Origin of the sequence: Streptomyces sp. NBC_00820 (assembly GCF_036347055.1) — a bacterium.
In the GTDB taxonomy this organism is placed as follows: domain Bacteria; phylum Actinomycetota; class Actinomycetes; order Streptomycetales; family Streptomycetaceae; genus Streptomyces.
Window position 1 is genome coordinate 6,263,795 of sequence record NZ_CP108882.1, and the last position, 20,254, is coordinate 6,284,048.

Annotated in this window: 16 protein-coding genes; 11 read left to right on the top strand and 5 right to left on the bottom strand. The window is 70.4% G+C overall.

What is annotated here, in order from left to right:
• The first annotated feature begins 15 nt into the window (after positions 1-15).
• The 5 genes from OIB37_RS28155 to OIB37_RS28175 all read left to right on the top strand — a co-directional run bounded on the left by OIB37_RS28155 (position 16) and on the right by OIB37_RS28175 (position 8,017).
• On the top strand, positions 16-3,165 hold the full coding sequence (locus tag OIB37_RS28155) for a helicase-related protein (protein ID WP_330460409.1): 3,150 nt from the start codon (positions 16-18) through the stop codon (positions 3,163-3,165).
• On the top strand, positions 3,162-5,036 hold the full coding sequence (locus OIB37_RS28160) for a DUF1998 domain-containing protein (protein ID WP_330460410.1): 1,875 nt from the start codon (positions 3,162-3,164) through the stop codon (positions 5,034-5,036). Before OIB37_RS28155 ends, OIB37_RS28160 begins: the two co-directional genes overlap by 4 nt.
• A gap of 5 nt (positions 5,037-5,041) precedes the next feature.
• On the top strand, positions 5,042-6,154 hold the full coding sequence (locus tag OIB37_RS28165) for a hypothetical protein (protein WP_330460411.1): 1,113 nt from the start codon (positions 5,042-5,044) through the stop codon (positions 6,152-6,154).
• Positions 6,155-6,263: 109 nt separating this feature from the next.
• Complete coding sequence (locus tag OIB37_RS28170; RefSeq protein WP_330460412.1) at positions 6,264-7,454, top strand: helix-turn-helix domain-containing protein; 1,191 nt, start codon at positions 6,264-6,266, stop codon at positions 7,452-7,454.
• Positions 7,451-8,017, top strand: a complete 567-nt coding sequence (locus tag OIB37_RS28175; protein WP_330460413.1) for a hypothetical protein — start codon at positions 7,451-7,453, stop codon at positions 8,015-8,017. The genes OIB37_RS28170 and OIB37_RS28175 overlap by 4 nt, the downstream gene beginning before the upstream one ends.
• Positions 8,018-8,112: 95 nt before the next feature.
• On the opposite strand, the gene OIB37_RS28180 is transcribed toward OIB37_RS28175, so the two are convergent.
• From OIB37_RS28180 to OIB37_RS28195, 4 genes are all read right to left on the bottom strand, one after another.
• Complete coding sequence (locus OIB37_RS28180; RefSeq protein WP_330460414.1) at positions 8,113-10,611, bottom strand: Hsp70 family protein; 2,499 nt, start codon at positions 10,609-10,611, stop codon at positions 8,113-8,115.
• Positions 10,612-10,767: 156 nt separating this feature from the next.
• The gene (gene grpE, locus OIB37_RS28185; protein ID WP_330460415.1) at positions 10,768-11,442 is read right to left on the bottom strand and encodes a nucleotide exchange factor GrpE; all 675 of its coding nucleotides are present in this window, start codon (positions 11,440-11,442) and stop codon (positions 10,768-10,770) included.
• Positions 11,439-11,723 (bottom strand): hypothetical protein, encoded by a 285-nt coding sequence (locus tag OIB37_RS28190; protein WP_330460416.1) that lies wholly within the window; start codon positions 11,721-11,723, stop codon positions 11,439-11,441. Before OIB37_RS28190 ends, grpE begins: the two co-directional genes overlap by 4 nt.
• Positions 11,720-13,552 (bottom strand): hypothetical protein, encoded by a 1,833-nt coding sequence (locus tag OIB37_RS28195; protein WP_330460417.1) that lies wholly within the window; start codon positions 13,550-13,552, stop codon positions 11,720-11,722. The genes OIB37_RS28190 and OIB37_RS28195 overlap by 4 nt, the downstream gene beginning before the upstream one ends.
• A gap of 293 nt (positions 13,553-13,845) precedes the next feature.
• Between OIB37_RS28195 and OIB37_RS28200 the strand changes: the two genes are divergently transcribed.
• The 6 genes from OIB37_RS28200 (at position 13,846) to OIB37_RS28225 (ending at position 19,734) form a co-directional block, all read left to right on the top strand.
• On the top strand, positions 13,846-16,374 hold the full coding sequence (locus OIB37_RS28200; RefSeq protein ID WP_330460418.1) for a hypothetical protein: 2,529 nt from the start codon (positions 13,846-13,848) through the stop codon (positions 16,372-16,374).
• 282 nt (positions 16,375-16,656) lie between these two features.
• Positions 16,657-17,019, top strand: a complete 363-nt coding sequence (locus OIB37_RS28205; protein ID WP_330460419.1) for a hypothetical protein — start codon at positions 16,657-16,659, stop codon at positions 17,017-17,019.
• Positions 17,016-17,675 carry a nucleotidyl transferase AbiEii/AbiGii toxin family protein gene (locus tag OIB37_RS28210; RefSeq protein WP_330460420.1) on the top strand — a complete coding sequence of 220 codons (660 nt, stop codon included), beginning with the start codon at positions 17,016-17,018 and terminating at the stop codon, positions 17,673-17,675. The genes OIB37_RS28205 and OIB37_RS28210 overlap by 4 nt, the downstream gene beginning before the upstream one ends.
• A 544-nt stretch (positions 17,676-18,219) precedes the next feature.
• Positions 18,220-18,420, top strand: coding sequence for a hypothetical protein (locus OIB37_RS28215; protein ID WP_330460421.1), 201 nt, complete (start codon positions 18,220-18,222; stop codon positions 18,418-18,420).
• The gene (locus OIB37_RS28220) at positions 18,417-19,028 is read left to right on the top strand and encodes a sigma-70 family RNA polymerase sigma factor (protein ID WP_330460422.1); all 612 of its coding nucleotides are present in this window, start codon (positions 18,417-18,419) and stop codon (positions 19,026-19,028) included. The genes OIB37_RS28215 and OIB37_RS28220 overlap by 4 nt, the downstream gene beginning before the upstream one ends.
• 7 nt (positions 19,029-19,035) lie before the next feature.
• Positions 19,036-19,734: a hypothetical protein gene (locus tag OIB37_RS28225; RefSeq protein ID WP_330460423.1), complete on the top strand. Its 699-nt coding sequence runs from the start codon at positions 19,036-19,038 to the stop codon at positions 19,732-19,734.
• A gap of 55 nt (positions 19,735-19,789) precedes the next feature.
• Here the strand turns inward: OIB37_RS28225 and OIB37_RS28230 are convergent, their stop codons facing one another.
• Entirely contained in the window at positions 19,790-20,251 is a 462-nt protein-coding gene (locus OIB37_RS28230; RefSeq protein ID WP_330460424.1) for an ATP-binding protein, read from the bottom strand.
• Positions 20,252-20,254 lie beyond the last annotated feature (3 nt).

Below are 20,254 nucleotides of genomic sequence, written 5' to 3' on the forward strand. Positions count from 1 at the left end.
TCCAAGGACCCGCGCATGGACCCCCGCCAAGAGCTCGTCGACTACCTCACCCGCCAGCTCGTCGGCCCCGCCGGCGGTGACGACGAGGTACTGGATGCGCCACCGGACCGGCAGTACCTCATGGGCACGCTCTACCCGCAACAGGCCGACCTCCAGCGGCAGCTCACCCTCGGGGGCGACGACCCCGAGGCTGTCGGGGCCGAGCCGGACGCCCCCGACGTGTCGCCGGCCGCCGACCCGGTACCGGAGACCAACACCTGGCTGCCCGCGTCCCTCGGCCTCAGCTTCTACACCACCGCCACCGACATCGAGGTGAGCTGCACCGCCGCCCGCTACGAGACAGTGAAGAACGAGTCCGGGCGTGGCCGGCGCTGGCACCGGCACCCCCTCACCCCCGAGAAGCTCACCTTCGACGCCGCCCGGCAGGAAGAGCACGTCTTCGACAAGCACGCGAAGATCATCGTGCGGCGCCGCTCCTACGGCGACGGCACGCTGGTCACCGTGGGCCTGGTGAACGAGCGCCGTCACGACGGCTCCTCCGACAAGGCCCCCAGCTGGGACGACATGCTGTTCCAGTGCCGGCTCACCGTCCGCCCCGTCGACGGCGCCGTCCTGCCGTACCCCAGCGTCCGGCTCGCCAGCCGCGACCCCGAGGAGCGCGAACTGCGCCTGCAGTACCGGCATGTCGTCACCCACGCCGTCGGCCACGGCTGCGCCGTCCGCGAGGAGCGCGGCCCGGAAGGCACCGTAGAACTCCTAGCCAGTGAGGCCCTGCCGCGCGCCGAGGTGCCCGCCGTCCGGGCCGGCGGTCCCCTCGACGCCCCCGCGCTCACCCTCTCCCACCTCGCCGATCCGGCCGTCAGCGCCAGCCAACTCCGCGAGGATCTCGCTGAGTTCGCCGCCTCGTACCACGCCTGGTACGTCGCCCAGCGCTCCGTCCAGGTCCCGGTCTGGGGCCGGGAAGCCGCGGACCGGATCCTCGACCGCATCCGCCAGGCCGTCACCCGTATCGAAGCGGGCGTACGCACCCTGTGCGACCCGGCTCGCCCCGAACTGCTCGCCGCCTTCCGCATCGCCCAGCGCGCCATGCTGCTGCAGATGCGGCACTCCGCCTCCGACCAGGCAGGTCAGCGGCGCCACCGCTCCGACCCCGTCGCCATCGACCCGCCGGTCGACCCCGAGGCCGGCTGGCGCCCCTTCCAGCTCGCCTTCTTCCTCCTCGCCCTCGACGGCGTCGCCGACCCCGGCCACCGCGACCGCGAGACCACCGACCTGATCTGGTTTCCCACCGGCGGCGGCAAGACCGAGGCCTACCTGCTCCTGGCCGCCTTCACCATCGCCCTGCGCCGGATCCGCGGCGAAGGCGGCGGAACCACCGTGCTCAGCCGCTACACCCTCAGCCTGCTCACCACCCAGCAGTTCCAGCGCGCCGCCACCACGGTCTGCGCCCTGGAACACCTGCGCCGCAGCGAACCCGGACTCGGTCTCGGCGACGAACCGATCACCATCGGACTGTGGGTCGGCGACACCACCACCCCCAACACCTACCAAGCGGCCAAGGACACCTTCGAGGAGCAGCGCCGGGCCAGCCACCCCGAGGACGTCTTCATCCTCGACCGCTGTCCCTGGTGCGGCACCCGCATCCTGCCGCAGGCTCACTCCAGCGTCCGCGCCGACTACGGCGTCCGCGCGGGCTCCTCCGACTTCGCCTTCAACTGCACCCGTGACGAGTGCGCCTTCCACGAGGTCCTGCCCGTCGCCGTCGTCGACCAGCACCTCTACCGCAACCCGCCCACCTTCGTCCTCGGCACCGTCGACAAGTTCGCCCGGCTCGCCTGGGAACCTGAGTCCGGGCGCATCTTCGGCGCGGGCACCGGCAACCCGCCCCCGTCCCTGATCATCCAGGACGAGCTGCACCTGCTCACCGGACCGCTCGGCACCACGGTCGGCCTCTACGAGGCGGCCATCCTCGAACTGTGCACCGGCGCCGACGGCCGCCCGCCCAAGGTCGTCGCCGCCACCGCCACCATTCGGCGCTCCGCCGAACAGGTCCGCGCCCTGCACCACCAGGACGTCCAGCTCTTCCCGCCGTCCGGACTCGACGCCCGCGACAGCTTCTTCGCCGTCCCCGACAACGGCCGCCCCGGCCGCCTCTACCTCGGCGTCATGGCCCAGGGCCACACGGCCGGCCGCGGCGCCGTCGCCACCACGGCGGCCATGCTCCAGGGCGTCCACCAGCTCCCCGAGGAACACCGCGACGACTACTGGACGCTCGTCGCCTACCACCACAGCCTGCGGGAACTCGGCCGTACCGTCACCGCCGCGGGCGACGACATCCCCGCCCAGCTGCGCGGCCTCGACGAGGGCGCCGGCGTCCGCACGCTCGGCAACGACGACGTACAGGAACTGACCAGCAACCTCAGGCGTGCTGAGCAGCCCATCCTCCTCGACCGCCTGGAGCGGCCCTGGAAGGACCCGCGGTCGGTGGCGTTCCTGCCCTGCACCAACATGCTCTCCGTCGGCGTCGACGTGAAGCGGCTCGCCTACATGCTCATGCAGGGCCAGCCCAAGACCACCGCCGAGTACATCCAGGCCACCAGCCGCGTCGGCCGCCACCACGTACCCGGACTCGTCGTCACCTACTTCAACGCCACCCGCCCGCGCGACCGTTCCCACTACGAGACCTTCATCGACTACCACCGGGCCCTCTACCGCTACGTCGAACCCGCCAGCATCACCCCCTGGTCGCTGCCCGCCCGCCGCCGCGCCCTGCACGCCGCGCTCGTCATCCTCGTCCGCCACCGGCTCGGCCTGGCCGCCGAGAACCAGGCCGGCCTGATCGCCCGTCACAAGGGCGAGGCGGAACACATCGCCGACGCCCTCGCCGAGCGTGCCGCCATCGCCGAAGGCGGCACCACGGGCGCCGACGGCGACGCCGTACGGGCCGACGTCCGCCAGGAGCTGGGCTACCTCCTCGACGACTGGTACCAGCAGGCCACCGCCGCCGCGGCCGAGGGCAAGGACCTCTACTACCGCAGCCAGGGCAACGGTCAGCACAACCTGCTCAAGAGCTTCGAGCAGCGCTACGGCCTGTGGGAGACCCTCAACTCCATGCGCAGCGTGGACCGCGAGTGCCAGATCACCGTGACGGGAGCAGGAAAGTGAAGCGCAAACTCCGGGTCCGCCAGGCGCAGACCGTACTACCGTTCGGCGTCGGTGCCGTCCTCGACATCCAGGGCGAGTCCTTCGTCGCCGCCGGCATCGAGACCTGGCCGCACTCCAAGACCCCCGTCGTCTCAGAACGGCTCGCCGCCCGGCTCGGCGTCACCGGTTTCTTCGCCGCCCCGCACACCCTCAACGACCGCTACGACCAGCTCGACCGCCCCGGCGTCCCGCATGTACGCTTCCCCGGCTGGCTGTTCTGCGGCTCCTGCCGGGCCATGGTCCGCTTCCTGCGCGAGCACGAGAAGCCCGGCGAGCCGCCCGTCTGCACCTCCTGCTCCGCGGCGCCCCGCCTCACCCCGATGCGCTTCGTCCGCATCTGCGCCGACGGCCACCTCGACGACATCGACTGGTGGTACTGGGCCCACTCCAAGCTCACGCACGAACTGCGCGATGCCTGCTCCGAGTCGAAGCAGACGTGGAAGGCCCACCGCCTGAGCTTCCGCGTCGCCGACCGCGCCTCCGGACTCGAAGCCCTCTCGGTGCGCTGCGGCGCCACCAGGGAGAGCGGCAAGCCGTGCGGCGCCGAACGCGACCTCCTCGACCTCCTCGGTCCTCAGGGTGGAAGTTGCTCGGGCCGCAACCCCTGGCAGTACCCGAATGAGAAGCCGACCTGTGGCCAGCAGGTCCACTACGTGCAGCGCACCGCCGGCAACGTCTACTACCCGCTGGTTCACTCCGCCCTCGACATCCCCCAGACCACCGAACCGCCGAAGGCCCAGCAGGACGCGACCGAGGCCGTCCTGGCCCACGACTACTGGGACCTGCTGCTCGGCGCCCTCGGCACACCCCGGGCCGACACCTTCCGCGGCATGGTCCAGGAGGACACCGAGGCCTCCGACGCCCTCATCGACCAGCTGCTCGCCGAGGCCACGGGCGCCCCCGCGCCCCCGTCCGCGAGCCGCCCTGCGGGCGAGGGTATCGACCTGAGCCGCGACGAGTGGTACGCCTTCGAAGCCACGCAACATCCCGAACCGACACCAGAGTTCGCGATCCGCCGGAGCGGGCTCGGCCTGGCCGGTGATACGGAGGAACCCTGGGCCACCTTGGACGCGCACATCGACGGCGTCGTCCTCGCCGACCGCCTGCGCGAGGTGCGCGCACTGACCGGATTCCGCAGACACTCGCCGGGCGGAACCCTCGTACCCGCCGACACCAGCGGACGCCTGCGCTGGCTGCCCGCCACCGAGGTCTACGGCGAGGGCATCGTCCTCACTCTCGACGAACAGCGCCTGACCGACTGGGAGAGCGACCCCCGCGTCCTGCGCCACGTCGGCGGCGTCCGCACCGACCTCGAGGCGTCGTTCCGCAAGGAACAGCTCGCCGAGACAGCCGGCAGCGAGCTCTCCCCCCGCTTCGTCCTCCTGCACACTCTCGCCCACCTGCTCATCCGCCAGCTCTCTTTCGACTCCGGCTACACCACTGCGAGCCTCCGCGAACGCGTCTACGGCCGAGCCGAGTACGGCCAGCGCGGACTGCTCATCTACACGGCGGCCGGTGACGCCGAAGGCACCCTCGGCGGCCTGGTCCGGCAGGGCGAGGCACCCCACTTCGCGGAGACACTCGTCCGCATGCTGGAAGCGGCCGCCTGGTGTTCCGCCGACCCGCTGTGTGCCGAACACACCGGCCAGGGCTTCGGAAACCTCAACCGGGCCGCCTGCCATGCCTGCACCCTGCTGCCCGAGACGAGCTGCCAGACCGGCAACACCCTCCTCGACCGCGCCCTGGTCGTCGGCTCCGTCACCGTCCCCGGCTACTTCACCGACGTCCTCACCGCCGGCCGCCTGTCCGCGGCCGCCACCGCCCTCGGATGACACCCATGACCACCACGAACGGCCCCGTCCTCCACCCCGACCTCACCCCCGCCCAGCGCGACTGCCTGGACGCCCTCCCGCTGGAGGGGAACCACGTGGTCAGCGGCCGGCCCGGCAGCGGCAAGAGCCTGCTCGCCGCACACCGCGCCGTCCACCTCGCCCTCACCGGCCGCCCCACCCTGCTGCTGTCCCGCTCCAACCTCCTGCGCCAGCTCCTGCGCGACACCCTCCACCCGCTCGCGATCCCGGGTGCCCCCGTCGAGGCCGCCACCGTCCACGGCTGGATCCAGCGCCGCTTCGGCGGCGACGCCCCGCGCACCGAGGACGGCTGGTTCGACTGGACGGCCCTCACCCATCAGGCGGCCGCCACCCTCGGCCACGACGACGCGGCCACCCCCCACCTCGTCGTCGACGAGGGCCAGGACCTGCCCCCCGGCTTCTACCGGCTGGCCCGCATCGCCGCGGCCTCGGTCACCGTGTTCGCCGACGAGTGCCAGCGCCTCACCGAGACGAACTCCACCCTGACCGAGATCACCGACGCCCTCGGCCGCTCCACCGGACGCGCCGACCTCGCCGGCAACCACCGCAACACCCGCGAGGTCGCCTCCCTCGCCGAACACTTCCGCACCGGCGGCCGGCTCGCCCAGATGCCCTTCCGCAGCGGATCACTCCCCCTGATCCGCCACTACTCCGGTACGAAGGACCTCGTCGACGACATCGTCGCCATGGCGGCCCGGCAGCCCCGGCACCGCATCGGCGTCATCGTCAACTCCCTTCGTACCGGGGCCGACCTGATGAGCCGCCTGGAACGGGCCGGCCTCGCCCAGGAACCCCAGCTCTACAGCTCGGCCGCCGCCTCAGGCCGCTACCGCGACCTCGACCTCACCCGCCCCGGCGTCGTCATCGTCCACCGGGCCAGCGCGAAGGGCCTCGACTTCGACACCGTCGTCATCGCCGACACCGAGACCGACGCCGACAAGGACCCCACGTCCGCGGACCTCCGCATGGCCTACTACGTCATGATCACCCGCGCGCGCGAGCGGCTGATCCTGGGCTGGCAGGGCAGCCGGCTGCCACGGCACCTGGAGGGGCTGCACGGGTGGGCGACGAGGAAGTGACGAGGTGAGGCGAGTACCGCCGGTGACCGTCGGCCACAGCTGCCGGAGCACGGCTCGGCATCATGGCCGACGTGTTGCGATTTTCGCAACACGTCGATACGGTGTTGAGATGACTGAGACTGTGATCGACCGCGTGCGCAAGGTCATGGACGCAGCCTCCCTCTCCCAGGCGGCGTTCGCGGAACGAGTCGGCCTCTCCCGGGACAAGCTCTCCAAGTCGCTCAGCGGCGTGCGCCGGTTCAGCTCCCTCGACCTCGCCCGCATCGCGGAAGCCTTCGGCACCACGGTGGACTGGCTGCTCAACGGGCGCGAGCCGGTGAACCCCCGTGCCGCGGCCCGCCCCGCCGGAGCGGCTGCCGAAGGTGCCAGGTGGGCCGAGATCGAGGCGATCGCCTGCCGCTTCCAGAACGCCTACGACGTCCTGGACCTGCTCGGCAGGCCGCGCCCGATTCCACAACTCCCCGAACTCCGGCCGGAGCTCGAGCGCTACGTCGATCAAGGTGAAGGCCTCGCGGCCGACCTCACCGAACATCTCGCGCGGCGAGGGGCGGGCTCACCCGCCGGAATGGACCTCCCGGCCCTCACCCGGCTCCTCGCGGACCACTGCGGCATCGACGTGGCACTCGTCGAGTTCCCCGGCCAAGCCGGCCTGTCCGGCGCCACCTGGCAGTCCGAGGCCTTCCGGATCGTCCTGCTCGCGACTACCCAGGAGTGGACCCGGGCCCGCTTCACTCTTGCTCACGAGGTCGGCCACCTCCTCGCCCGCGACGCCCAGGACCTGCGCGCCGACACGGCACCGCAGCCCGGCAAGCAGAAGGACTACACCGAGGTGAGGGCCAACGTCTTCGCCGCCCACTTCCTCCTCCCCGAAGCCGACGTACGCGCCGCCTGGGAACGCACGGTCGCGGCCCCGGACGCACCCACCGACGCCGAACTCAGCGAGCTCGTCGTCACCTTCAAGGTGTCACCGAGCGCGCTGGCGGCACGGCTCCACCGGCTCGGCCTCCTCGACACCGCCCGCCGCGACCGGTTCCGCGGATTCACCACCGAGATCTGTCACGTCCTCGCGGGACGGCTCGACGACCACTACCGCCACCGCGCCGAATCCGCCGTGGCCCGCCCGCCGCTCGTCCCGATGGCACAGCTGCTCGCCGCGTACGAGGCCGGCGACACGACCCTCCGTCCGCTGGCCGCCTACCTGGACCGCACGGTCGACGACCTGAGAGCCATACTCGAACCCGCGCCTCCCACCCGCCCGTTGCCGGCGGACGAGAAGGGTGACCCGGTATTCCAGCCATGACGCGACCCCTCGACCTGCCCGGCCACGTCAGTCTCTTCCCTGACAACACGGTTCTCTGCAACTTCGGCACCGTGGGCCGTCTCGATCTGCTCCGCAAGCTGCTCGACGGCCACGGCCGCTGGACCGAAGCCGTGGCGGAGGAAGCCCGCCGTTCCGCGGCCTACGTCCACGCCCTCGCTCAACTCCCCGTCGAGGGCTGGTTGGGCGAACCGATCGAGCTGTGCACCGATGTGGAGATCGCCCTCGCGGACCGGCTGCGCCGGGCGGTCTTCGGTGGTACACAGAGCGAGCCGCTGCGCCACCTCGGCGAAGCCGAAACCCTCACCCTCATCCAGAGCCGCAAGGAGTTCGCCGGCGCCGTCTGGATCACCGATGACCGCGACGCGAGCGAGTACGCCGTCGCACGCGGCATCCCCGTCAAGAACACCGTCACCCTCATGCGCGAAGCCGCTGTGTCCGGGCAGATCCACCACACGGAAGGACACCGGCTCCTCCTCGCCATGGTCGCGGACGGCCGGCACATTCGCGGGGTACCGGAGCGCGCCGCGAGCCTGCTGGACTGACAGTCGAGCCTGCTGACTGACAGCGAGGGCGGCCGGAGCCCCGGTGAGGCGTGCGGTGCCGGACGGTCCGGGCCCTGCACCGCATCAGCAGCCACTCACCGCCTCGACGGCAGTACGCCTCCCGCAGCGGACGGAGTGCTCACGTCCGCGAACTGGCCGCGGCCTTGTTCGGCGAGGAGCCCGAGGCGCACGAGCTGGGTGTCCTGGGCGGCCTGGTCACCGCGTTCCACCGCGGCGCGCAGGGCGTCACGGGCGGCCAGGACCTCCTTGCGAAGGGTCGCCGGGTAGGAGTCCTGTTCGGCGAAGCGGATGGTGAGGATCGAGGTGCGCACCGCCGGGTCGAGTCCGGTCCAGAGGTCCTCCACCCGCTCCGTGCTCGCCCGCATCGCATCCGTGTCCATGGCTCTGCGCGCGTCCATGACCGCCTCCGAGGCTTCCCGCAGTTCCTCCAGAACACGAGCGGGCAGCAGTCCACGTCCGCTCTGTGCGGCGATCGACGCCCGAGCACGGGCACTTCGGGCCTGTGTGCACAACTCCAGCGTCTCGCGGGCCGAGACCAGCAGGCCGTCCAGGGAACGGCCTGCGGTCTCCCCCTTGCTGAGGGCCGACAGGTCCACCATGGTTTCGGTGAGGGCGTCGCGTTCGGCGTGGGTGATCTCCTGGCCCCAGGTGTCCAGGAAGTGGGCGTACTGGGTGTGCAGTTCGGCCGCCTTCCGCCCGACAGCGGCGGAGACCATGCTGCGCCGTAGCCGGGCGCCGTGCCAGTCGTCGGAGCCGACGCGGTACTTCAGGTCGATGGTCCGGTCGGCGTCGAGCCGTACCTGAAGGGTCAGCGGTACGTCTCCCCGGAGTCCGTCGGTGCGCTCGTGGACGAAGCCACCGCAGAACTCGTTGCGCTGCGCCGAGCGCAGGTGTTGTCCCTCCCAGACGCGGAACCGCACGGGTCCGCCGCCGCGCACCACGAGGTCGTCCACCCGGTGCCACTCGGTCGGATAGGGCGTGCCACCGGGAAAGAGGACCTCCACCGTCCCGTCCTCGAGTTCGAGTCCGATGTGCTGCGCCGTGACCTGCGCGGCAGGGGCGGTGCCGAAGTCGCCGCCGCAGAACGAGCACGCGCTGAGACCGGTGGCGTTGACCATCCCGCAGCCGGGGCACTTCAAGCCGCCCGCGTCCAGTGGCGCGTCGCAGTCGAGGCACACCGTCGCGGAGGCGGGGTTGTCGTCGCGGCCGCATTCCGGGCACTCCACGCGGGTGGCCTTGACAGCGCCCGCGCGCAGTCCGGACAGATCCGTGGTGCACACGGGGCAGAAGGCCGTGAGCTCGGGAGCGGGGACGTGACAGCCCGGGCAGTCCACGGTGGCCGGGCCCAGCAGCGGAGCCGCACAGCCCGGGCAGGCGTCGGCGGTGACGGGAATGCCCCCGACGGTGCAGGCCTCGGCGGGACAGTCGAGAGTACTGAGGAGACCTGCTTCCACGGCGGCGCCGTGGGCGACGGCCATCATGGGATCGACCGCGTCCGACACCGTGCTCTCGCCGAAGAGGTCCCGAAGGTCGCGGCGGACGGCCGGAATGCGGGTGGAGCCACCGACCAGGAGTACGTGCTGTACGTCCGCGGGCAGCGCGTCGCTCTCCTTCAGTGCCGACTCGACCGTCTGCCGCATCCTGAGCAGGTGCTCGGCGAGGAGCTCTTCGAAGTCCGCGCGTCGCACCGCCCCGGACCAGGACCCGCCCTGGCGGCCGAGCGGAGCGAGGGTCACCTCGGAGACGTCACGCGAGGACAGTTCGACCTTCGCGCGCTCGGCGGCGGCCCGGATCCGGGAGGCGTCCCCTTCGCCGCCGTGGTCGCGCCCGCCGAGCTGCTTGCGCAGGTGGCCGTCGAGCAGCGCGTCGAAGTCACTGCCGCCGAGGAGATTGTCCCCGCCAAGCTTGTCCACCGAGAAGTACCCGGGACCGATCGTCAGCAGTGACACGTCGAAGGTGCCGCCGCCCAGGTCGAAGACGAGCACGGTGGCGTAGCCCTCGGGGCCGTCCTCGCCCCGCATGACGCCGAAGGCGTGTGCGGCGGCGGTCGGTTCCTGCACGATCCGCGCCACATGGAAGCCGGCCAGCCGGCCGGCGTCGCGTACCGCGCCGATCTGCGGCTCGGCGAAGTACGCCGGAACGGTGATCACCGCACGCCGGAACGGCACCCCCGCGGCGCTCTCGGCGTCCTCCTTGAGCCGGCGCAGCAGAAGGGCGGAGATCTGCACCGGCGAGAGGTAGTGCTCACCGAGCCGGACCTCCACCGAACCGTCGGCGCTCTCCCGCACGGGCGGCGCATCGTCGGGCCGCGCCTTCAGCGCCTGCTGTACGAGCTCGTCGTCCCAGCGCCGCCCGATCAGCCGCTTGACCTCTGTGATCACGGAACCCGGTGCCCCGTCACGCCAGTTGACGGCTTCACGGCCGACCAGCAGGGCGCCGTGAGGGTCGATCCCGAGAGCCGAGGGCGTGGCCTGATCGCCGTGCCGGTTGGGCAGGACGACGGGTACGCCGTCGTGCAGCCATGCCGTGACGGAGTTGGTGGTGCCGAGGTCGATGCCGAGAGTCCGGTGCATGGAAGGTTGCTTCCTGATCGTCATGGGGCGTCGGACAGGGGAAGTGCGGTGCGGTGTGGTGCGGGCGTGGTACGAGGGCTGCGGGGGCGCGCTGGGCGCGCGGGACCGGGCCTGGTGTGCTGCGGACGGGCACGCCGATGGAGTACGGCAGCCCGGTCAGGTGCGACGGGAGCGGCGTCCTCGCCAGGCCGGGGGCTTGCGCGGCCGGTGCCGCTGGGAGCGGGTGGTACGCCGTGGCTGTGACCGGCTGTTGCCGGCCGAGGTCACCTTGGACGCTGCCGGATCCGGGCCGTCCTCGACCGTCGTGCCGTCCTCGACCGCCGGGCCGGCATGGACCGTCGCGACGGGCTCGGGGTCCGGTGCGGCGCCCGGCACGGCGACGACCACCTGCGCGGGCCGCAGGGTGGCCGTACCCAGGCGGAAGCCGGTGACCTTCTCCCTCAGTACCGTGCCCTCCGGACAAGTGGGATGGGGCTCCGTACCGACGACACGCATCTCCGCCGGATCGGCAGCCCGGCCCACCACCTCCATCGGGCTGACGTCGTGCCGGGCGAACTCGCCGCGCAGCATCAGGTGCGCGGCATCGATCTGCTCGCTCAGGGCGACGGCGGCCGAGGTCGCCTCGCGAGCGGATCGCGCCTCGTGCACGGCACCGGCCCGGCGGCGCGTGTCGGCGAGCAGGTCGTCCAGGGGCAGCAGGGAGCTCAGCAGAGCATGCAGCCGGGCCTCGGCCTCCTCGCGTTTGCGGGACAGAGCCTCGACCCGGCGCCGCAGTTTGTCGAGTTCGGACGGCGGGCCGGTGGTGGCAGTCGAAGAGGCGGAATCGTTCACGGAAGCTCCTCGGTGTCCTGGCGGGGCAGTGGCGGGGTGAGCATTTCGGCGACCAGGGCCGTGACGGCACTGCGGGAGGCCTGGTCGGCCTGGCGGATGAGCTCCTCCCGGGCCGGATCCTGCCGGGCCGCGGCGAGGGCCTGCGCCGCCTGCCTGCGGAGAACCAGGGGCCGGGTGCCCGGCACGATGTCGGGGACGAGTTCGTGGAGTGTGGGCCCGAACCAGGGGATCGCGGGCGCCTCGGTTCGCCCAGCGCCCCTCAGGGGCTCGTCGACGGTCAAAAGAGGGGATCCTGTCCGAGGTCGTCGGGGCAGCGGCTGCCGGGGGCGGGGCCGAACAGCACTCCTTGGTCCAGCAGTCCGGCACCGAGCCGTTCCGCGCACGCTCGGTCGCGTCGTGCCCCGCCGAGGTCGCCCTCCTTCTCGCGTGCCTGGGCGCGGCGCAGATAGGCGGTTTCCACGGTCTGGTCGAACCGGGCGCTGACGCCGGTCGGCATGTGGTCCCGGAGGAACAGTTCGATGACGTCCGACGGGGACGCGTCGGCCTCAAGGTGCTCGGCGAGTTCGAGTACCGCCCTGATGCGCTCCTCCCGGACACGGTCGTCGGCCGGGCCCGCGATGTCCACGGCCGTGCTCATCAGGCCGACACGTCGTTCCAGCCGGGCGCGAGTGCGCTCGTCTTCAGTGAACCGACCCGCGCCGACCAGGAGGTCGACGAGCAAGTTGTCGACGAGTTCCTCTCCGTAGGGGCCCTCGTCACCGCTGTACCGAAGCGCGCCGCGCACGGCGGAGCGGGCTCGTGACGTACGGCCGCCGGACGCGGCGGTGACGGCCTGCGCGACGTAGTGATCCTGCAGCCACCTCCGGGCCGCCACACAGTCCGGATCGCGCCGCAGCAGGTCCTTCACCGCGTCCACACGGATCCTTTCCCGGGGTTGCGTCCCGTCGACCGCCAGGAGCAGGTCGGCTCTCAGGTGGTCGTCGAGGCCGGACCGTGCGTCCCGGTCACGGGGCGATACGGCCAAGGCTCGCGCGAACCGGTTCCTGCTCTGTACGGGGTCGCTGTCGAGGACGCGCCGGCCCTGCCGGACCAGTTCGGCGGCGAGTTCGGGGGCCAGCGAGCTCTTCTCGGCCAGCAGCGTGTGGGCCAGTTCCAGGCCGTGGATCCGTGCGATGGGGGAGTAGTCGCGCCCGGTGAGACTCCGCCCGACGTTCTTCCCCGCTCGGAGGACGGCTGCCTGTTCCCCGGCATCGAGGGAGCGCCCCAGCCGCGCCGCTGTGCTGAAGTCCGCCAGCGCCTCGCTCCACTCGGCGGCCGCCACCCGGTCCCGGCCCCGCTGCGCGAGAGCACGGGCCACCACGTCGGCGCACGCGCGGTGATCGGGCGAGTCCGCGGTCCAGGTGCCGGGGTCGGGGTGACGGGCGGTGTAGGCGTCGAGGAGGGCGAGGTGGCGGCCGTCGCGCACGAGATGCCGGGCGGCATGCTCGAGAGGGATCAGGCCGTCGGATCCGGCCTCCGAGGGGACGACCTCGTCAGCGACGAGACGTTCAGCCGCCCAGGCCGTCTCCCACGCGGCGATGACATCCCGGCCGCTCCGGACGTCCAGGGCGTGCAGCAGGTCGGTGATGCGTCCGAGTAAATGACGGCGGGCCTCCTTCCAGAGCTCGTCGGGTACGGGAGTGCCGCGTCGACCGGTGAGCAGCCCGCGGAAGTCGCCCAGGTCTTCCTCGTGGAGGAGATACGCCCACAGCACGATCGCGAGCGCCGCGGTGCCTGCATCGGCGTGCAGCCCGTCTTCCCCCAGCCGGCGGAGGGCACTCACCGCAAGGGTGTGCACGACCCCTGTCGCCGCACACTCCAGGTCTTCGCTGGAGGGACACCGCCGGACCGCCTCAGGCCAGTTGTCGGCCCGCGCGGCCAGCGCGCAGCGCAGCACGGCGTACCGTGCTGCGGCGTCGTCGGCGGTGGGCGTGCCGAACTCGTTCTCGATACGCCGCAGAAGTGGACGTACGAGGTTGAACTCGGCGCGCAGGAAGGCATTTTCGGCGGCGTCCAGCAAGCGGTCCGTTGTGACGGTCCGGCCGGGCTCACCGGTGTCGTCCACGTGCACGGTCTTCGCCCCCCAGGGTCCCTTGCGTAGCAACAGCCACCGTAAATAGGCGTGTTAGCAATGTCAACGCATCGATGGGTGGACTCGATACCGGACGGCCCTGGATGAGACGACCGCTGCTTCCCAATGAGGAGCGATGTGCGGCGAGCTGCTTCCGAACATCTCGATTCCCTTCTTGACCAGGGCTTTTCATGTTCACGGCCTCTGGTGCCGTCGACGTACGCATGTCAAGATTCGTTCCATCCCTTGCCTTTCGCGGTAGTCAGCACCCATGTTCACCGGAGGATGCGGAGTTGAGGCAGATCGACACCCGGCTCATCCAGACCGCGGTCATCGGAGGCCCTGCCTCCGACCAGCCCGTGATTCTTCCGGAACAGCCGCACAACCTGGACGAGTTCCTGCGTCAGTTCGGGCGGGACGACTTCTGGTGCGGCAGGCTTCTCGGCGGCTGCGGAAGGCCGCTTCGGCCCAAGCGGTACGTCACGAAGGTCTGCCACTTCGCCCATGAAGCGGGCTCCGGCAGTGCGGCATGCCGCCGGACCACCTACAGTGCGAACGACGCCGATCACTTGTTCATCAAGGCTCATGTGACCCGCTGGCTGGCGACGCAGGGACACGCGGCCCATGGTGAGCTGCGTAGCTTCGGGCATTGCCACGGTGATGCCGTGGACTTCTGGCTGCGTCGCACGAAGACGCACCTTCGGTTCGAGCTGCACCCGGAGGACTATCGGATCTGGCGCAAGGCGGCGGACAGCCTGGGCGCGAAGGAGGGCCGCATCGAGTGGGTCTTCGCCCAGGACGACGCGCTCACACACGACATGGTGGCGCGTCGCGGGTACGCGCTACGCGTGCGGTGCGAGACCTATGACAACGACCGCCGCGTGTTCATCGGCACTGTGACCGACGGAAAGAAGACGGTCTGGGCTCCCCTTGGGCAGTGCCGGATGACCGACAGCGGCCTCGTCACGCCCGCACTCGAGCAGCTGCGTGCCGAGGGAGTGGTCCGTGAAGGAGGCGTGGACCGCGAGCCGCTTCCTGCCAGCCTGCCCCTGTCCGGCGGTCAGGTCGTGTTCGCGGTGGACACCGAATCGGCACCCGTGTCTTCGACGCCGTTCGCCATGGCCGGCCGCTACCTGGTTCCCGGCTTCGTCAAGGCTGCGGGAAGCCGCATCGTCCGGGCCCATCTGTCACTGCCCGACAAGGTGCCGGCTCCCACGGACCAGTACGTCTACCGCCTTGCGGGCATTGTCCGACTGCTTGTCACGGATGTCGCCGAGGGAGTCGGGACTTCGTGGACGGTTCGAGCCGACGCGCTCGTGCGGCTCAATGGCCTGGACGCGGAACGCACCGGTCTGTGGCGCCCCAGCGTCGCGCTTGACGAGAAAGCGGCGCGTTCTGTCTCCGGCGCCTCCCCGCTCATGGACCTCACGTCCGGCAAGTGGCAAGCACCGGAAATCGGGCCAGAGCAGAGAGTGGCCGCGCTCAGGAAAGCGCTGGAAGCGGTGGCGGCGAAGGGCACCACGATCGCTTCGCACGAGCTGGTGGCACAGATGGGCAAGTGGCTATATGACCTGTCAGACCCCAAGCGCGTGGAACTACTGGTCGAGGTGGACAGCCCCCTGGTACCCGGCCGTCCGTTGTTGAGCCCCCTGATTGTCACCGCCTGGGGCAGGCCCCTCCCTTACCTGGGTGAGGTGCTGCGGAAGCTGGGAGTTGATGCTCCGGCCTCGGGATCTGCCCTTCTCCAGTGGGCGGCTGCCGAACTGAGGAAGGCGCACGAGGCGTACGGGAGGCAGGAGGTGCCGGCATCGGCCGCCCCGTCGCGTGCCGTGGATCGGCTGGCCGTCAAGGAGAAGGCGCTCTCCGAGAGCGAGGCGCGTTGGGCGTACCGGCGACGTACGGAGATGCAGGAAAGGCTGAAGGAGGCGGCGGAAATCCGAGCCAGGGAAGGGGGCAGGTCGGCGCGTGCCCGGCGCTTGACGCAGGCGATAAAGCAAGGGGACGCGCATCTCGCGTTGTACGAAGAAGTCCGCCCTCGCGGGAGGGCCCTTCGAGTCTGGTTGATGGACGCTGACCGTCTTTTGGACGACCTCGGCCGTCTGATCGGCCGTCCGATCGCCGTCACCATCCCCGTCAAGACAGAGCCTCGTACTGTCAGTGCCAAGCCGACGCCAGAAAAGAAGAAGGATCCGCACCTCAGGAAGATCCGTCGTCTGCTCGGCGAAATGAGCCGGCCCAGTCGGACCCTCCCTGCCCAGGAACTGCTGCGGCTGCTTGAGGAGATCAAGGAGCATCGTGGGCGGCTTTCCCAACCGCTACCTGACGCGGAAGCCAAGCTTGTCGCTCGTTGGCAGCATGAGTTGGCAGCCCAGAGATCTGCCGAGCTCTCCGCACAGGCGGCGACGTCCTCGCCGAACGCAGCGCCGGGAGCCGACCGTACCGCAGAGTCACCCATGGAAGACCACCTCCCCGCCGAGACCATCGGCAAGTTGGCTGCCACGGTCAAGGGCATTCTCGAGGAACTGGCCCGCGCCGGTAGTGCCCCGCTGAATTGGAGAGACATCTGGCTCAGGGCCAACGGGCAGCTGCCGCCCCTGCACACCCACGACCAGATCGCGTTGCTCGTCGCGGCGGATCGGAGTACACCGGCTGATGAGCCGCTCCTGTCCACGCTGGTCAACAGTTCGGACGTCTCACCGCACGGGCTCTATCGTCAGGTACGTCTCGACCTCGGCAGGAAACCCATACCTGCCTCGGAGCTGGAGGTTCACCGGGCAACGGAGGTTCTCAGGTTGCGGCAGATCTGGCGATACCGGCGGTGAGCGGGTCGAACATCCGGCGCCAGGGGGTGCCCAATGGGCGACGGAGGGGTTGGGCCACGGAACCCACGGCAGGGAGTCGCGCCACCTTGGGCGCCCGAAGGCCCAGTCCTGGAGTACCTGGGCCTGGAAGTGGAACGCGGCGACGAGTGACAGGCCACGCCCGCCCTCGCGCAGCGCGACGGGCTGGGACCGCGTGGAGGAGCGAAGGCCCTCCCTCACACATATGGCGGGGAGAACCCGGTGTCCACGGTATCGCGGCTTCCCTCGGGTGATACTGAAGGTATGGACGCGACGACCACCGCCCCCCGCGCCGAGGTGCTGCGGGAGCGCTACCGCAGTCGGCTGCCCGAGCGTCTGCGGGAGCTTGCCGGCCCGGTCGAGGGCACTGTCGACCTGCCACTGCACATCGTCTGGTCCGGACGGACGAGCTACAGCCTGGACCGTCCGAAGTCGCGCATGACGCTCTACAGGACCGTCCTCGCCGAGGGCCTGCGCGAGGACCTGGTCGCCCTTCTCCACTACAGGCTGCTGGCCGAGCAGTGGCCCGTTCTACGTCGCTTGGTGAGTCCCTACATTCGGGAGGTCTGGGAGGACGCCTTTCCTGAGCTGCCCGGGACCGCTCCGGCTGACACAACCGCCCCGTGATGCTCCCTCCGCTCCACGAGCGTCTCCTTGCCGACATCATCGACCTCGGCTCTCCCTATCCGCTGGTCCTCACCGGCGGATACGCAGTGCAGGCCCATGGCCTGGTCGAACGGTTCAGTCGAGACCTCGACGTCGCGACCGAGAACCCTGCCCCGATGGATGAGATCGTCGCTTCCCTCACGACCGGCCTCACCGCGCGCGGCTGGCGGACAACGCATGTCCAGACCGACCCGCTCAGCGGCCGTTTCCTCGTCACCGACCCAGATACTGGCGAGGAGTGCGAGGTCGACGTCCTCAAGGAGGCATTCTGGGGCGCGCCTGCCCAGACGCCCTATGGTCCGGTCCTCTCCCTGGACGACGTGATCGGCACCAAGGTCCGTGCTCTCGCCGACCGTGGTGCGGTTCGCGATCTCATCGACGTTCAGGCCGCCTTTCGGCACCGTTCCACCGCCGACCTCGAAGCCCTCGGCCGCCGCCGCGCCCACGACGAGTTCAGCCTTGAAAACCTCCGCGACCGGCTCATCGGCGCGGATTGGTACGAGGACGAGGACTACGCCGCCTACGGGCTCACGTCCGGACAGATCGAGGAACTGAAGGCGTGGGCGCTCGCGTGGGCAGATGACCTGGAGGCGCGGATCCACCATGAGAATGCCTGATCGGAGGCCGTAGCCCGATCCACTCGGCGTTGCCCCGCGCCAGTCGTGTCACAGGCGTCGGGGGCGGTCCGCACACTTGCTCGACGAGCCTCGCCGGGGATAGCGAGCTGCGTACATGGTCTTGCGTACGCGCTCGATCAACGACCGTGGGCCGAGGCCATGGCGGAGGGAGCCCGCCGTTCGTCGGCTCGCGTCTGCGGAGACACCACAGGACACCTGCCGTGATATGCGTCACATTCGAGCGACCGTGCGGATCTGGCATGTTTGCGCAAATTGCCGCTGGTGACGGTGGGTGTCAGGTTTGTTGCTGGTGGTGACGGTGGCGGATGGGGTGGCGGAGTGGCGGGGGGGTTGGCGAACTTGCGTGCGAAAGTTTGCTGTAACTGAAAAGCCACTCTCCGTTAAAAAGTGGTGGTGGGGAGCTCTGCACGAACAGGTGGGGCGCGTTGTTTGCTGGGACTCAGGAGTAACGATGCTTCAGGCACCGCGAGTTGGGCGTACGGGGACGCCGCTTTGGTGCCGCGCGAGATGCAAGGAAACCACCGTGACACAGGACAACGTGGTCAGCCTCGTGCTGGCCTCGAGCGCCGTTGCCCGGGCGTACGCGCCGGATCTCCGCGCCGGTCTGCGCCGCCTGTTGGGTGCTGGGGTGCGCCTCGGCGCGGAAAGTCTCATCGCCCAGCACCACACGCCGGCCGCGCGCTCCGACGCGGCCCGGGTGGAGGACGCCGGGAGCGGTCGGTGACCGGGCAGCCCCCCGACGAAAACGGCGAGGGTGCGCTACGCGAATCCAGCGACGTGATGCCGTCGGCCTTCTGGTCCTTCCACGAGCTCTACCACCAGGCGTACTTCGAGTACGCGTTCGTGCAGTTCGGCGACCAGGTCAGCGCCGGCAGGCTGGTCGACCGGACCTTCGCGCTCCTGGGGGCGATCTGGCGGGACGTCACGACCCAGGTGAGGCCCGAGGCGTTCGCCTGGACGCTGCTGAAGGAACACGTCGCGGTCGAACTCGAGAACCAGGGACGTGAGCCGGCCGCCCCGCAGACCCTCGCCTTCGAACGCGCGAAACGCGCGGCATGCGATTCGGTTCTGGACAACTTCCGCGATCGATTCCGCGCGCAGGTTACCCAACTCGAAGAGAGCATGGGCCTCTATGCGGCAATGGCCCGCCTGCCCGAGCGCCAGTTTGATGTCATGGTGCTGCGGTTCGCCCTGGGGTTCTCCACCAAGCGGACCGCGCTGGTGATGGGCGTGCGAGAAGCGACCGTGCGCTCCACCCAGCGCACCGCCAAGCGTCGCCTGGCCGCAGACCTCGGGCTGGAGATCGGCGAGGACACCGACGATGAGGAGTGAGCCCACCATGCGTCCGCACCGGCCGCGCACCATAGAAGAAACCCTCGCCGACGCCCGCACGCACAGCGCCTACACCCCCCAGTACCTCGCCGCCTCGCGCCGCCGTATCACCGAGCAACTCCACGAGATGCGCTGGATCAACGCCCTCGCCCGGACATGGCGATCACTGCCCGACCTGCTCCCGCACGAACGCGCCGGACACGACCTGCGCGCGGTGTGCCGGGGCGTCATCCACCGTGATGACGCACCCCACCGCATCGCTCGCTTCGACAACACCCGCGATCCCGGCGGCGCGCTCGCCTTCGCCTGTCTCCTGCTCCTGGCCGACCGGGAGGAAGGCGCCCAGTTCTGGCTCCAGTACGCGGCCGGTGGCGGTCAGACCACCGGAGCGATCTGCCTCCACCTCCTGCATCTGCGCCGCGGCGAATGGCGGGACGCGAAGCACTGGGCGCAGCAGATCGCAATCCTCGAAGACGAACCGTGCCAGTACGCCCCCGTTCCCCACGAGGTCGTCGACACCGCCGCCGGCGCCGGCGGCACGACCATCCGGGTCGATCTTCCTGTCGCCCCGATCGCTATCCCGGACGACGCTGTCAAGGACGCCGTAGAGGACCTGGACGTCGACCAGTTCGACGGCTTGGGTGCCATTCCCCAGCCAAGCGCGGACCTCGCCCGCCACCTCGAAGATCTCGTCACAGCCCACTGAAGCAGGGGCAGGCCGGCGGGCTGGTCCAGGGGATCCCAAGGGCGGGGCTCATCCGTCAGCACGCCGGAGGCGACGTCGAGAGCGTCGAGAGCTCGGCCCGGACGGTCTTGCCGCCGGGCGGGTGGGGGACGGTGTCCCAGCGGTCGGCGAGGGCGGCGACGAGGGACAGGCCGCGTCCGCCGAGGTGGAGCGCCTCGGGGTCCGTGCTGGTTGGCGGGATCGCGGGGGCGCGGTCGCCACGGGCATCGGTGACCTCGATGCGGAGGCGGTCGGCGGTCGGGGCGAGAGCGAGGGCGAGCCGGAAGTCACGGCCGGGGAGATGGCCGTGCAGTACGGCGTTGGCGGCGAGTTCCGCGACGACGAGTTCGGCACGCTCTGTGAGGTCCTGTGATGCACCCCAAGAGTTCAGCTGGGTTACGGCGAGCAGCCGGGCGAGGCGGGCGCCGCGCCGCGTGGAGGACAGTAGCTGGCTGAACGTACATGCGGGTGAGAAGAGTTGAGGGAGGGGCTGGTTCATGGT